General features: G+C 47.0%; 13 protein-coding genes. 5 read left to right on the forward strand and 8 right to left on the reverse strand.

What is annotated here, in order from left to right; all coding sequences use genetic code 11:
• Nucleotides 1-45: 45 nt before the first annotated feature.
• Together EXY25_RS00790 and EXY25_RS00795 are read right to left on the reverse strand one after the other, a co-directional pair.
• Nucleotides 46-3111, reverse strand: coding sequence for an efflux RND transporter permease subunit (locus EXY25_RS00790; protein WP_130565372.1), 3066 nt, complete (start codon nucleotides 3109-3111; stop codon nucleotides 46-48).
• A gap of 5 nt (nucleotides 3112-3116) precedes the next feature.
• Nucleotides 3117-4175: an efflux RND transporter periplasmic adaptor subunit gene (locus EXY25_RS00795; RefSeq protein ID WP_165419211.1), complete on the reverse strand. Its 1059-nt coding sequence runs from the start codon at nucleotides 4173-4175 to the stop codon at nucleotides 3117-3119.
• 146 nt (nucleotides 4176-4321) lie between these two features.
• On the opposite strand from EXY25_RS00795, the gene EXY25_RS00800 reads away from it, so the two are divergent.
• Nucleotides 4322-4888, forward strand: coding sequence for a TetR/AcrR family transcriptional regulator (locus EXY25_RS00800; protein WP_114338522.1), 567 nt, complete (start codon nucleotides 4322-4324; stop codon nucleotides 4886-4888).
• A gap of 51 nt (nucleotides 4889-4939) precedes the next feature.
• On the forward strand, nucleotides 4940-5347 hold the full coding sequence (locus tag EXY25_RS00805) for a hypothetical protein (protein ID WP_114338523.1): 408 nt from the start codon (nucleotides 4940-4942) through the stop codon (nucleotides 5345-5347).
• A gap of 83 nt (nucleotides 5348-5430) precedes the next feature.
• On the opposite strand, the gene EXY25_RS00810 is transcribed toward EXY25_RS00805, so the two are convergent.
• Nucleotides 5431-6366, reverse strand: a complete 936-nt coding sequence (locus tag EXY25_RS00810) for a DMT family transporter (RefSeq protein WP_130565374.1) — start codon at nucleotides 6364-6366, stop codon at nucleotides 5431-5433.
• Nucleotides 6367-6666: 300 nt separating this feature from the next.
• On the opposite strand from EXY25_RS00810, the gene EXY25_RS00815 reads away from it, so the two are divergent.
• Both EXY25_RS00815 and EXY25_RS00820 read left to right on the forward strand, forming a co-directional pair.
• Entirely contained in the window at nucleotides 6667-7590 is a 924-nt protein-coding gene (locus tag EXY25_RS00815) for a manganese-dependent inorganic pyrophosphatase (RefSeq protein ID WP_130565375.1), read from the forward strand.
• A 197-nt stretch (nucleotides 7591-7787) separates the two neighbouring features.
• Entirely contained in the window at nucleotides 7788-9227 is a 1440-nt protein-coding gene (locus EXY25_RS00820) for an aminotransferase-like domain-containing protein (RefSeq protein ID WP_130565376.1), read from the forward strand.
• A 68-nt stretch (nucleotides 9228-9295) separates the two neighbouring features.
• On the opposite strand, the gene EXY25_RS00825 is transcribed toward EXY25_RS00820, so the two are convergent.
• From EXY25_RS00825 to EXY25_RS00845, 5 genes are all read right to left on the reverse strand, one after another.
• Nucleotides 9296-9790: a hypothetical protein gene (locus EXY25_RS00825; protein WP_130565377.1), complete on the reverse strand. Its 495-nt coding sequence runs from the start codon at nucleotides 9788-9790 to the stop codon at nucleotides 9296-9298.
• Between the two features lie 42 nt (nucleotides 9791-9832).
• Complete coding sequence (locus EXY25_RS00830) at nucleotides 9833-10555, reverse strand: hypothetical protein (RefSeq protein ID WP_130565378.1); 723 nt, start codon at nucleotides 10553-10555, stop codon at nucleotides 9833-9835.
• A 169-nt stretch (nucleotides 10556-10724) separates the two neighbouring features.
• Nucleotides 10725-11564 carry a glutathione-dependent disulfide-bond oxidoreductase gene (gene yghU / locus EXY25_RS00835; protein WP_130565379.1) on the reverse strand — a complete coding sequence of 280 codons (840 nt, stop codon included), beginning with the start codon at nucleotides 11562-11564 and terminating at the stop codon, nucleotides 10725-10727.
• Nucleotides 11565-11689: 125 nt separating this feature from the next.
• The gene (locus tag EXY25_RS00840) at nucleotides 11690-12463 is read right to left on the reverse strand and encodes a class I SAM-dependent methyltransferase (protein WP_130565380.1); all 774 of its coding nucleotides are present in this window, start codon (nucleotides 12461-12463) and stop codon (nucleotides 11690-11692) included.
• 78 nt (nucleotides 12464-12541) lie between these two features.
• The gene (locus tag EXY25_RS00845) at nucleotides 12542-12982 is read right to left on the reverse strand and encodes a hypothetical protein (RefSeq protein WP_130565381.1); all 441 of its coding nucleotides are present in this window, start codon (nucleotides 12980-12982) and stop codon (nucleotides 12542-12544) included.
• 401 nt (nucleotides 12983-13383) lie between these two features.
• Between EXY25_RS00845 and EXY25_RS00850 the strand changes: the two genes are divergently transcribed.
• Complete coding sequence (locus tag EXY25_RS00850; protein ID WP_130565382.1) at nucleotides 13384-14448, forward strand: hypothetical protein; 1065 nt, start codon at nucleotides 13384-13386, stop codon at nucleotides 14446-14448.
• The last annotated feature ends 153 nt before the right edge of the window (nucleotides 14449-14601 follow it).

The raw sequence follows: 14601 nt of genomic DNA on the forward strand, positions 1-14601 counted from the left end.
AAGCCCTCTCATAGATTGAGAGGGCTTTTTACTGAAGTGTGAATACTATTTCGTTGTCGCTTGAGGCAGATTTTTAACCCTAAAACTGACTCTAAACATGATGCTGTACAGTACGGGTACAGCGATCAATGTGAGTAGCGTTGCGAAGGTGAGGCCGCCCATAATTGTTACGGACATATCGGCAAAGAAAGCATCAAACAACAGCGGTGCCATACCTAAAATCGTGGTGATGGCAGCCAATGACACAGGCCGTAAACGGCTTAGACTGGCATCGACGATGGCTTCCCGCACCGGTTTACCTTCTTCAATCTGTAAGTCGATCTCTTCAATCAACACAATAGCGTTTTTGATCATCATGCCGAATAGACTTAAGAAGCCTAATAAGGACATAAATCCGAATGGCATATCAGTGGCGATCAGCCCGGATACGACGCCTACTACCGCCATGGGTACTATTAGCCAAATGATGAGAGGTTGTCTGACCTTACCGAATAGCAATACGGTGACTAATAGCATGATAAGAAAACTCACCGGTAAGCCACCACCTAGTGCTTTCTGCGCATCTCTTGATGACTCGTATTCACCACCCCATTCCAGTTTGTACCCATCTGGTAGTGGGATAGCTTCTAGTGCGGGTTGCAGTCGAGTCAGTGCGGCTGCCGCAGTTTCATGAGCTGCAGGCTCTGCGAGTACACTGATGGTGCGGATCCTATTCCGTCGCTGACGCAATACGTCTTCGCTGGCTAGTTGGATTTTTTCCATTACCTGACTCAATGGAATATAGCGGCGTTGTTGTGCGCTCCATACTTGAGCGTCACGCAGGCTATCGACCGTCGCATTTTCAGAGTTTGGCGTCTTAGCGACGATAGGGTAGTCGTAGTCGCCGTCGCGAAGTTTACCCAACTGTAATCCGTTGGTGGTGTACTGCACCGCATCAGCAAAGTCGGCGCGGGTTACACCGGCGACACTGGCGTTATACTCGTCGTACAAAGGCATCATGGTGATCACTTTTTCGCGCCAATTATGTCGGGTGTCTTTTACCTGACCATCGGCACGAAACAGTGCTAAGGCTTGTTCACCCAGCTGCCGTAATACGGTTGCATCTGGCCCTGAAAAACGCGCTTCGATTTTGGCTGCAGAGCCAGGACCAAAAATTATCCGTTTTACATAAATGTCTGCATCAGGATCTAAGCTTGCTAATTTGTCGGCGATTGTGTTTGCAAAAGCATCGATATTGTCAGCGCTATCCATACGAACCAGGAACAGTCCATAGCTTTCGTTGGCTGATTCGGGAGCGTAGGTAAGGGTAAAACGATCGGCACCTCGGCCAATAAAGGTACTCACCGAATCAACATTTTCACCGGCCATGACAACTTTCTCTGCTTCCGCCATTACAGCTTCTGTGGTGCGAATGTCTCGATTTTGTGGACCCCAATAATGGATATAAAAAATGGGGGTGTTTGACGGAGGAAAGAAGCCTTTTTTCACATTGCCAAAGTTCGCATAGGCGACCGCTGTGATGGCAATAAGAACGGCAACGGTTAGCCATCGAAATTTTAATGCGCCGCGAAGTGCAGCCAAATAGCCTTTATGCAAGAACGAGTTAAAACTCTCTTGGCTGCCCTTATTTTCTGTTTTATAGAAATAGCTACCAAAGAGTGGTGTAGCTGTGACAGCCAAAATCCAGCTTAATATAAGAGAGATTAAGATGACGGCGAAAAGTGAAAACAGGAATTCTCCTGTTTGATCATCGGATAGCCCTATCCCTGAAAAAGCAGCGATCCCGATCACTGTCGCCCCAAGTAACGGCCATTGGGTGCGCTTGACGATAAAGCTTGCCGCTTCTCTGGCCGATTTGCCTTGCTGCATTCTCAGCATCATGCCTTCGGCAACCACAATGGCGTTATCGACGAGCATGCCCATGGCGATCACCATGGCGCCAAGGGAGATGCGCTGAAGTTGTAACGAGAACAACCACATCGTCATGATTGTCCCCATGACCGTCATCAACAAGATTGAGCCAACGACGACGCCTGAGCGCCAGCCCATAAACAGGCAAAGCGTTAACGTCACAACGATGACAGACAGTTGAAGGTTCAATAAAAAGCCATCAACAGATTCATCGACCACTTTGCCTTGGTCATAAATAGCATCTAGCGTGATACCTGCAGGCAATCGTGCCAATACGGCTTTGACTTGCTCTTGAACAGCCTTGCCCACTTCAACGATGTTGACATCATTTTGTGCGGCCACGGCGAGGGTGATCGCTTGATCTCCCTGGTAGCGGATCAAGTGGGGTTGTACATCTTTAGTTTCGAGCCGCAGATCTGCAAAATCTTGGATACGGATCGTCGCATTGCTGCCCGGTACAGCGAGCATCAAATTGCCGATCTCTTGCAAGTGGTTCTTAGCGGCTTCAATTGGAATGCGTACCTGATTGCCTTCTATCAGCATACGGCCACTATTAAACGGGCGCAGATTATACTGCAGTAGAGCGGCCACATCGGGGAATGACAGTCCTAGCCCTGCGATATGGTTTGGATCCATTTCCGCGACGATCTGCTCCTGCATAACGCCATTCACTTCGACTTTCGCAACGCCGGGAACCATCAGTAGATCTCGTCGGATAATGCGAGAGAACTCACGTAACTGATACGGAGTGAAATCTGGCGCAGTTAACGCGTAGTAAAGACCGAACACTTCACCGAAATCATCGACCACTTTTGGCTTGCCAGCACCATTGGGCAGACTGCCTGACATGTCTGAGAGCCGCTTACGTAGCTCATCCCATATCTGTGGTAGCTTGTCAGCATCGTAGTTGGTTTTTATCTCAACGGTGACTTCCGATTGACCTGGTTTTGAAACCGAAGTGACGCGTCGTAGCTGGGGCATTTGTTGGATAGCGATCTCGACCGGCTCGGTGATTTCACGTTCAACTTTAGCGGCACTGGCACCGGTATAGCTGGTCAGCACTTTGGCCTGCTTAATCGTAAATGCGGGATCTTCCAAGCGGCCGATATTACTTAACCCGACCATTCCGCCAATCAGGCAGACCAGGATCATGAGCCATGTATTTACGGGCGTATTAATAGAGTAGCGTGCGATATCCATGAGGTTTACTCCGCAACGTAACGTTGAACGAGTAACCCTTCGTTCATTTGCGAAACACCTGCCGATACCACTTCATCACCTTCCTCTAACCCTGCACGAACAATGGCAAAGTTGCCGCTGATGGTTGCAACGTCTATGGCTGCTGCGGTGACGGTTTTGCTCTCGGGTTGGTACTTCCATACGCTAAAACGTTGTTCGCCAAGAGGTACAATTGCATTTAGCGGTACCACTATGCCCGCTTCATGATGCTTGTTTTGTACGTTCACCTCTACGTAAGCTCTAAGACCGGGGGTTAGGCGTATACCCTCAGGTGGATCCATTTCGAACAGTACTTTATAAGTTTGCGTGACGGGATCTGGTTCGGTGGTATGTTCGATGTAATGGATATCAAATGTTTTGTTGATAGCACCATTGATAAAGGCCTGTGCGCTGATAATTTCGTTGCTGATATTGGCACTTAAAATGCGCTCAGATACGTTGAGCTCGAAGCGTACTTTGGACACATCTTGCAGCGTGACAACGGCCGTCCCTGCGCTGATATAGCTATCGTTTTCTAACAAACGCTCACTGATTAATGCATCAAATGGGGCTTCCAGCTTAGAGTCACTCAGATCCTGACGGCTGTTTTCAAGGTCAACCAAGGTGATCTCAAACTGAGTTTCGGCATTATCCAAGTCTCTTTTCGCCGCGAGCTTTTTTTCATATAGAGAAAGAAGTCTATCCAGTTCTAATCGGGCTTGCTTATGGCGGGCAAAATTTTCTCTCACTCGTCGTTCAAAAGGGGCGCTATCCATCGTCGCCAGCAGGTGGCCTTTTTTAATGGTTGTGCCCTGGATCATATCGGTGAAATTCAATCGTCCAGACACTTCGAAATTCAATTTAACCGTCTTCACCGGCTTTACTGTGGCAGGAAACTGATAAGACTGTTGTTCGTTGGCAAGTGTGACAGGAGACAGCTGAACCACTTTTGGAGTTGCCACATGGGTGGCTGTTGGCGCTTCATCTCCTGAACAGGCGACAAGTACCATAGACAACATAACGAATGGCAATTGGAAAAGCTTCACGGGAATACCTACAGGATGCATACATAACAAAAATGTGCCGACAAGTTAACATATTTACAAAAAGTGTAAACATGGAAATTGCGAAGTGTGGTCTAAGTCGCTACTCTGTCGGCAGATAGCAGAGTGCAGAATTCATAAGAAGTAGAATGCCTTCCACGACACAGACCATCCTTGATGCCGCCCGTGATTGCTTTTTTCGTCATGGGTACAGTGCAACCAACATTTCAATGATCAGCCGTTATGCTGAGATTTCTCGAGTCACGATACACAAGCAGTTCTCAAACAAAGAGGTTCTTTTTCGTGAGGTGTGTTTGCGTCATCACCAAGAAATGCAGGCAAATCTGCCGAGTTTTAAGGCGCAATACAAAGATACCTGGTCGACGCTTGAAGCGATGCTGCTTGATTGGGCGAAGCCTATATTTGAAGAAATAAGTGACTCTGTGGTGTTGCAGGATATTGTTCAAGCGGCTAATAAGTATTGCGTTGATGCGATGGCTGCTCATATTGAAGTGCTGAGTCAATTTGTCGGTGAATTACTACGAGAAGGTGAGCGGACTGGGCAAGTTGACTTGAGTCGTTGTGGGCTATCTGAACTGCAGTTAGGTAGCAATTTGGTATTGTGCGCCAAAGGTGTATTTACTACGGCAACCACGAAACAAGCACGTGAAACTGTGTCGAACATGGTTAAGCTGTATCGAGCTGCACTCACCTAATCGGCATGATTGGAGTGTGCGCATTGAGCTGGATCTATAGGAAACGTTTTAGTGGAACAACACGGTGAATATTCGATTCAATGTCAGGGCCGAATTCTTTTGGTTGATGCCAAGGGGCCTTGGAATGAAGAGTTGATTGTTAGTTATAAAGCCGACATGTTGGCTGTGATTAGGGAGTTAAGCCCTAATCCATGGGCATGCATTATCATTGTTCACGGTACTGGATTAATGACGCCTGAAGCTGAAAAAGAGATGGCAAGCCTAGTCAAAATGAGAAAGGCGCTGGGTTTAACCTCTACCGCCATGGTTACCGGAGATACGGCGGTAAAGTCGATTGTTAGAGCCCAGTTTGAACGGGTATATTGTGGCGCTGGTATCAATTACTGCTTTTGTGACACACAGGCGCAAGCTTATGAGTGGCTAGCAAGTATTGGTTTTGAGCGGGAGCGTGTTTCCTGAATTGAAGACCACGCTCACCAGCGTCTTGCCAATTCCCCGATCAGCCATTAGATATTCAAGTTTCTTTATCCGGCAGCACGCTTTTATTTCAGCAACCAAGCTTTTTGTTGCTGCCGTTGGCTGTACTTTAAACTAATCATTTTTAATTTTTTCAATGGGGTCAGTACAACGGCATTACCCGTGATCACTAGCACAAACCCTAATACGGTATTCTCCTGCCATACAAAGCCTTCAAATAGCGTACTTAGTATCACCGCCACAATTGGGAACAGAACAATGGTGTAGCTGGCTTTTTCTGGGCCAATATTTTTTAGTAAGACAAAGTAGCAAGCGAAAGCGAATACTGTACCGAACAATGTTAAATAGGCCAGTGAAGCGAGATAGGACCAACGCATATCTACGATAAATTCAGCACCGCTAAACTCGATGTAAACCAATAAGATGATGCTGCTGTAGAACATCCCCCAAGCGTTGCCCTGTAAGACCCCGATGCCTTTATTGGAGTTTCTTACGCTCACCATATTTCCCAGAGACGCCATAAATGTGCCGAGCAACGCCATCACCAGTCCTATCATTGCAGTACTGGAGAAGTCGAAGCCGCCAAAGTCGTGCCAGAAAAGAGCGACAATTCCGGCAATCCCTATCGACGCGCCAATGTATATTCGACTGGCAATACGTTTACCGAAAAACAGACGGGTATTGATAATGTTAATGATCAACAGTGTCGAGAAGGCGATTGAGGTCATCGCGGAATTTAGATAAGCCTGCGCCCAATATAAGACCAGATAGTTAAAACCAAAATTAAAACAGGCCAGTAAGACAAAATAGCCATGCTCTCGAAGGGAATAATTCATTTCGAGTTTTCGCCACTTGCAATATCCCCACATCAGTATTGCAGCCATGGTAAAGCGATAAAACAGTGACACTTCAGGCGCCACTATGCCTAATTGAAATTCGATGGCTAACCAGGTTGAGCCCCAGATCAACACGGTGCTTAGGTAGAGAAAAGAATTTTTCATGGAGGCCTCCCGCTGATGTTCCAAGAATATAAATCGGGAGTAAAAGTAACGCTGATACTGTCTAAGTAACATATACAGTTTTTCATAAATAAGACCTGCACAGATGCGTGCTGAAGCGGGAGGGGTGAGTTGTTACTTGTTGCTACTGGTCAGTCTTGAATGAATGCGATTTTACTCGCTAGACAGGAAAACAGTAAATCAGCGCATATCGCGTCTATGCTCCTAGGGTTTCATTTTGCTAGAATGCGCGCCATACCGATTTGTTAACACATACGTCAGCGTTCATAAGAGAGAAGATTTATGCCAGCTTACGCAGTAGGACACAAAGTCCCTGATTCAGATTCGATTTGTTCAGCTATCGCTCTTTCGTACCTGAAAACCACCATTGGTGAAGAAACACTGCCTGCACGTTTAGGTGAACTGTCACCTGAAACTCTGTTCATATTAGATAAGTTTGGCTTTGAGCAACCAGAGCTCAAAATGACTTTTGCTGATACCGATGGGATTTATGTCGTTGACCACTCAGACCGTATTCAAGGACCTGATGACATCGACGACACCACGGTTTTAGGTATTATCGACCATCATAAGTTGGGTGACATAACGACATCGACACCGCTTGAGTGCTGGATCCGTCCGGTAGGTTGTACCAATACTATTATCAAAATGATGTACGACTTCCACGGCGTTGAGATCCCGAAAAACATCGCTGGTGCAATGATGTGCGCGATTTTAAGTGACACCGTGATATTTAAGTCACCGACGTGTACAACTGCAGATATTAAGTGTGTTGAAGCGCTTGCCGAGATCGCTGGTATCGAAGATTACAAAGCGCTGGGAATGGAGATGTTCACGGTTAAGTCGTCTGTTGAAGGCACGCCTGTGCGTGAGCTCGTCCTACGTGATTTTAAAGACTTTAAGATGGGCGACAACATCATCGGCATTGGTCAATTAGAAGTGATTGATTTGGCGCTGTTTGATGAGATGAAAGCCGATCTGCAAACAGATATCGCAGCGGTTAAGGAAGAGGGTGATCGCCACTCTGTTCTATTGTTGCTTACTGACATTATGAAAGAGGGCTCTGAACTGCTCGTGGCCAGTGATGACGCAGCCTTGGTCGAGAAGGCATTCGGCAAGTCGTTAGTTGATGGAAAAGCTTGGCTAGATGGCGTGATGAGCCGGAAAAAGCAAGTTGTCCCACCGTTACAAGATGCGTTTGCATAGGCCATTCTTGAACAACAAGACTTCAGGTTAAAGCTGATTGCAAAAGGCTACAGGTATTAAGGGCCGTCACGTTAAGTGACGGCCCTTTTTTTCACCCGCATTTATCCTGCGACCCTCATCCTTAGCAAAATTATCTCGCAATCTGTTTATGTAACAGTTAAATTTTTAAAAACTGGCCTATACAGATATATTTGCTTATGTCACTTTCACTCCATAAAGACTCGCATACCTTCCTCTATCAGCAGGTGATTGACCTGGTTCGAGAGATGCAACGCTCTGATGCATTGAAAGCTGGGGATAAGCTGCCTTCGCTACGCAGTCTTGCCACAAAACTGAGCGTCAGCGTGCCAACCATCAAGCAGGCATACATCGAGCTGGAACAGCAGGGGCTCATCTACGCTCGGGAAAAATCGGGCTATTACCTGAAAGCGTTAGAGCCTAACGCTGTGTCCCCCACCAAAAGTAAACTGGCCAAAAAGCCTGTGCCCGTCACTCGTCAACAACTTATTGAACAGGTTTATCAAGGGATCCATCAAGCGGGAAACCTCCCTCTGGGCGTCGCTAATCCCGTCGCCACGATGCCAGCAAGTAAAGCGTTGAATAGGGCGATGAGACGGGTCATGTCTGTGGCAGGTGATCGTGCTTTTCAGTATGGGCCTACGCAAGGTTACGAGCCGCTGCGGCAACAGTTAGCGATGCGGTATTTGGATCATGGGTTGCAGGTCAATGGGGATGAGATCGTTATTACTAATGGTGCTCAAGAGGCGATCTGTTTAGCGCTGCAGGCGGTGGCGAAACCGGGAGATGTGATCGCAGTAGAGACGCCGTGTTATTTCGGTATTCTGGAGCTAATCGAAAGCTTAGATATGCTGGCATTCGAGATCCCCCTGTGTGCAGATGAAAGTATCAGCATTGCAGATATTGAGGGAGCCGTAGATCAGCATGATATTGCAGCTGTTGTGTTATCTAGCTCGATCGCCAACCCGATGGGGTGTTGGTTAAGTAACAGTAAAAAGAAAGAGATTGTACGTTTGCTAGAGTCCCGAAATATTCCTTTGATTGAGGACGATGTGTACGGCGAGCTCTATTTTGGTAGCGAGCGAGGATTACCTGCACAGGTCTTTAGCAAGAAGAATATGGTGCTAACTTGTTCTTCCTTTTCTAAAACCGCCGCACCAGGTTATCGGATCGGTTGGGTACTTGCTCCAGGTTTTGCCGACAAAGTAGGTCGCTGCAAACGTGCTTTTTCATGTTCTGCACCGCTTTTGAATCAGTGGACCATCACCGAGTATATGCGCAGTGGCGAGTACGACCGCTATATTCGGCACCTCAGGCAGGTGCTGCAAACGAATAAAGATCGCATGGTTAGCTTGGTTCGTGAGTCTTTCGGGCCTAACGTTTTGGTCAGTGACCCAAAAGGCGGAGCGGTTTTATGGCTGGAGTTTGACCGCGCTATAGATGGTGATGAATTGTTTCAGGCGGCATTGGCTAAGCAGATCAGCATTAGCCCCGGCAGCCTGTTTTCGCCTATTAATCGGTTTAAACATTGCATCCGAATTAGTTACAGTTTGCCCTGGTGCGAACAAGTAGAGCAGGGCGTAAAAACACTGGCAAGCTTGGTAAAGGAAATGGGTTAGCTATCGAAAAACCGATAGGCCTATTCTTGGCTATTCTTTCGGACGTTTCTGTTGACGGCTTTGGCTGATTAAAATCTTGCCGACTCTCGGTTACTGACAGCTAATGCGTTCGCTCTTACGTCAGTTTCCATTTCTGCAAAGGGTTTGTAGAGCCACTCCCAAATCGAGGTGGCTTCGTACATGTTTAATGAGTGTCGGTACCTGGTTGAGTTTTCATTTTCTTCAAGTGTGTAGGTGAAATCTTCTCGTATCGGTGTATGAGTGGGTATCAGTCCTAGCGTAAAAAGAGTACCAAAAATGCCGTTGCCGCAGGTTGGGTAGGTATCTGGAGCATGCAAGGTGAGTTTTGTCTGGCTTGTATCATCGTCGCTAAGCTCATATATGTGTGATCGCTTGAGTACGATGTAATCTGGGTGATCAGCGTTCGTCACGTGAACCATTATTTTCGAATGGGCACCGGGGTAGGCATCTTCAGGTGTTGTGGCTAGATACACATTAGAAGTGCACGCCGAGAGCCATTGCATGGCAACAACTAGCACAGCTATTTTGTTTGCTAGCCTCATGATGTTACTCCTTCCATGTCCGCCACAAGCGATTTTCACAAGCTAATTTTTTATACCTGCTTGTGGTAACTCTGATTCATTTTTCACCTTAAAATGCGTCAGATCTATCGTGGCAGAATAGCCGACGTTTTGGCGTTGGTAGACGATGAACAATTGGTTGTCAGCTGTGACAGTGCTGCCCAGTACAATGTCGATATTTGAAAGGACCTCGGTGTAGTTACTCCCGTCGATATTCGATAACGCAATTGTCTGCATATCGGCGCGGCTAAGCTGCTCATCTTTATTGCTATCCTGTTTTATGACTTCGTACATCAAGGCTGAAACTGTCACCGCAACGGGCGTGTCGAGCGCCGCGCTATGGGATAAGCTTTCACGATTTAGTAGGAGGTAGTCATTGTGGGGTAGCAACCACTGTTTTCGGTTGCTGGTGGTGTCCATAAACAGGTAATTTCTTGTCGAAGATAACGACTTACTGTAGCTAGCGCTATTGCGCCCTTGTACTGAGTTAAGTGGTACAACTGCGTAATGAGAGTCAGAAATCACTGACATATGACCGAACTTCCAGCTTTCTTCAATTTTCTCGCTGTCGTCGGATTCAATCTGCTCTTCAACATGAACAACATTGTGAACGGTGCGGTCTTGTGTGAGCTCGAATGCGACGATGATAACCCCCACAAAGGTTGCCAAAATCACCGCAACACCAGCCAACGAAATCATGATGCCGTTAAAACGCCATATCCATTTAAAAAAATTACTATCTTCCATGCGTGCTCAATCTAATTATTCAAAACGTGGATGATTATAAACATAACGTTTTGATTAACTGTCGATTAATTAACTATTTTTGATCTATAACTTGTTACCTTGTATTTCACAGGCATGATCGCGGATGCTTCTTTTGCCTGTGAAAGGGTTGGCTATTATGTCGCTAGTATTAATCCAGATCTTTCGCTGAATGACGCTCAGGTACTTGCTCTTCTTCAGGACCCCATGTCAGGTTCACCCGTCTACCGCGTTTAACCGCGGGACGCTCACCTATCTCTGTCGCCCACCGCACTAGATGTTTGTAGGAACTGACTTGCAAGAACTCCTGCGCTTCGTAAAGGGTGCCGGTCACTAAAACGCCATACCAAGCGAACACGGCAATATCGGCAATAGTGTATTCATCACCACATAAATAGCGTCCTGAAGCCAACTGTTGGTCGAGCACATCAAGCTGCCGTTTCACTTCCATGGCGTAGCGGTTAATTGGGTACTCGTACTTCTCCGGCGCGTAAGCGTAGAAATGGCCAAAGCCACCCCCGAGAAACGGTGCTGAGCCCATTTGCCAAAAAAGCCACGACATACATTCAGTTCGCGTTGTTGTGTCTGTTGGTATGAGAGCACCGAATTTTTCAGCCAGATACACCATAATTGACCCCGATTCGAATACTCGAATTGGTGGTGTGGTACTCATATCCAGTAGAGCGGGGATTTTCGAGTTGGGGTTTACGGCGACAAAGCCACTACTGAACTGATTGCCTTCCATGATATCTATTAGGAAGGCATCGTACTCCGCTTGTTCAATGCCAAGCGCCAGTAACTCTTCCAATAGAATCGTGACTTTTACGCCATTGGGGGTAGCCAATGAGTAGAGTTGGAGCGGGTGTTTGCCCACTGGCAGATCTTTTTCATGGGTCGCTCCGGCAATAGGGCGATTGACGCTGGCAAATTTACCGCCACTGGCGTTATCCCAAGTCCAGACTTTCGGTGGGGTATAGCTTGTATCACTCATAATAGGCTACCTAATTGCGAAATCTTACCGTTAACAGCTCAACGAAAAATATGGCTTACTCATTCTTAAGTTTTGACTTTGGCATTTTTTGAACGAGTGTTCAAGGTTGTGAGGTGCGAAGCGAGTTAGGGCTGCTTGATACCTTTAATCCGATATACCAATGGTACCTGCTGTTCTTTAAACAGAAGTTGGTAGCCTTTATCCTCGACATACTGAAGATCTGGCAGACAGTTGTAAGGACTGAATGGGGACTCTTCAAACTCTTCGACCTTGATCCCCGCTTTGACTAACGCCGTAAATAGCTCTCCAAGTGAGTGGGCCCATACGGCTGTTGGCGATTTTTCTCCGCTACAGTTTTCTGTGTAGGTGCCTTCCTCTTCGACGTCTGGCTGTTGCTTAGGAAAGTAAGAGTAGCCCGAATACAGGTCTATGCAGGGATGGAACTCGATAAGGTGCAGCTCACCGTTATCTTTAAGTGCTTTGGCCACTGTTTCGGCCCAACGATCCAGATCGGGCAACCAACATAAAGCGCCATAGGAGGTGAATACAATATCAAACTGTTGCTGATTGGTATCGCCGAAAAGATAGATATCCTGATTAATAAAATGAGCGTTGAGCGCTAATTTACTTGCCAAGCTTCTAGCCTGATTTATCGCCACAGAGGACAGATCGACCCCCGTTACCTCTGCCCCCATTCTGGCCCAAGAAAGGGTGTCTAGGCCAAAGTGACACTGCAGGTGGAGTAAGCTCTTATTGCTGACATTCCCCACATGAGCAAGCTCAATGGGGTTCAATGAGGAGTTACCTTTTAAAAAGCCTTCAACATCATAAAATTTGGAATCCACATGTACATCTGTTCGTTTGTCCCAAGCGGCTTTGTTTAGAGCGATGTAGTCCATACTATGTGATTCCAAGTGAGTTAAAGCAGATTTGGGTAAGTTATATTGCGTTGTTGACTCGTCATTGCGAGTGATAGGTCATAGTAACGTTAAACCAAATTGCTTTGCCATCTCTTCATTAATGCTGAACCTGACTTCATCACTATGGGATTCAATCAATTCGCTTTGTGCGGCGCTTTGATGCAGATCGACGGTGACCTGGTAGTTTCTATCATTTTCAATGGCCGAAAACTCTGGCGATTTCAATTGTTGCTGTGTCGCAAAATCTATTATGCCTAAATCGATAACAAGAGGGGCCGCTTTGTCTGCAGGGTTTTCAAAGGTTGCGATTACATACACTGGCGTGTTGAGCTCACTTCCCGCCACATAGGTCATGGCGTAGTAGATACCTCCTTTGGAGGAGAACACAAATCCACCACCTAAGGTATGCAGGTTTTTAGTAATATTGCGCGGTGGTAACGTATTACTGGCGCAGGCGACTAATACACTGACGAGTAACCCAACGACTAGCTTTTTCATGCGTATTATCCTTCCTACGAACAGATTATTACTATCAGTGGCTTTACACTACTTGCTGGCTGAGTGTGTGACCAGTTCCAACACCTTGATAGCATCAATATTGTTATTTAGGTTGACTAAATTCTAAACGCTTTCAATCACATTTCTGTCATGTCGCAGCAAGTCATGAGCAATCTTGTTTTGAATCAATGACGGCACCGCCTGCGTGCTATTCAATGGCTCGACCTGCATTTCCGTTGATTACTGAGCCAAACAGTTGAAATTTTGGCGCTGTCATGGGAAGGTGCAGGCGCTTTTGTGTGAGGTTCTTCTGCTTTGTCCTGTTGTCCGCATTAGTTAAAAATTTAAATTATTCATTTTTATTTTTGGCCGTTTTGGTCTTTTATCAGGGAAAGAGAGTTTTGAACAACACTACATGGCAAATGCTGGTAGCGGGATTCAGTGCGTGTTTGTTTGTGGCTTCGTGTGGCGATGGAAGCGAAAGTACTGAGCCTACAGAGGTCATTGAGGCGTCAGGAGAGGTTACGGCGGACGTTGAGCAAGAGGTCGTCGACACGCCGGTCGAAACCGCTCCAGAGCAACCGCTACAACCCGTTGAACAGCCAGCTACCGTTATACCAGAACTACCTGCATCCACCGTTCCAGAGGCACCTTCAGAAGTGCCTGTGCAGCCGCAACCACCTACAAGTACAGGAAGCGTTCCTGTACCAGCTTTGCCTCCTGCAGTGCCACAGCCTGAAAGCCCTACAGGTACCTTGCCTGTGCCATCGCCAGACCAACCCGTGGTGATTATTTCAAAGCCGGATGAACCTGGATTACCGGAAATGCCGCCAGGGGTAGAGCCGGAGGAACCTGTGTTACCAGAAACGCCGCCGGAGGTAGAGCCGGAGGAACCTGCTTTACCGGATGCACCGCCGGAGGTAGAGCCGGAGGAACCTGCTTTACCAGAAACGCCGCCAGGGGTAGAGCCGGAAGAACCTGCATTACCGGAAACGCCGCCGGGGGTAGAACCGGAGGAACCTGAGTTACCGGAAAGGCCGCCAGAGGTAGAGCCAGAGGAACCTGAGTTACCGGAAGCACCTCCAGAAAGTGATCCCAATGAACCGGAGGATCTGCCTCCTGGTGACCAGCCCGTTCCCAAGTTAGTCTGGAGTGCGCCAGCTACGCGAACTGACAGTAGCCCGTTAAAAGCATGGGAAGTGGATAAATATCAAGTCTGGTATGGACAGGAGAGAGAGAATCTTACTCTACTTGACGAGGTGCCTGGTGGGCCGATGACAGTTGAGCTTGATGTGTCGAAACTTAAGCCTGGTTACTATTTCTTTGCAGTAACGGTGGTCGATGTGAATGCTCTTCAGAGTGAGCGTTCCGCGGTTATTTTAAAGAAAGTACCTGATGATTTATTACCCTCAAATGGCGAACCACTGCTCGCGAGTGAAGAAAGCCTGAGTAATACTAATTTATGACTAGGGTAAGTTGACCTTTAGTGTATGAATTGTGTTCGAATGAAACACGTTTTGAGCATAAAGTGATCTGCGTAGCTTAGCAGTCAAAGTAAGTAGTGAATGACGTAGTTCAGAACGTGTTTCAACGAACCCTTCGGGCAGTCTTGGCTGCAA

Origin of the sequence: Corallincola spongiicola (assembly GCF_004284785.1) — a bacterium.
GTDB classification, from domain to species: Bacteria; Pseudomonadota; Gammaproteobacteria; order Enterobacterales; family Neiellaceae; genus Corallincola; species Corallincola holothuriorum.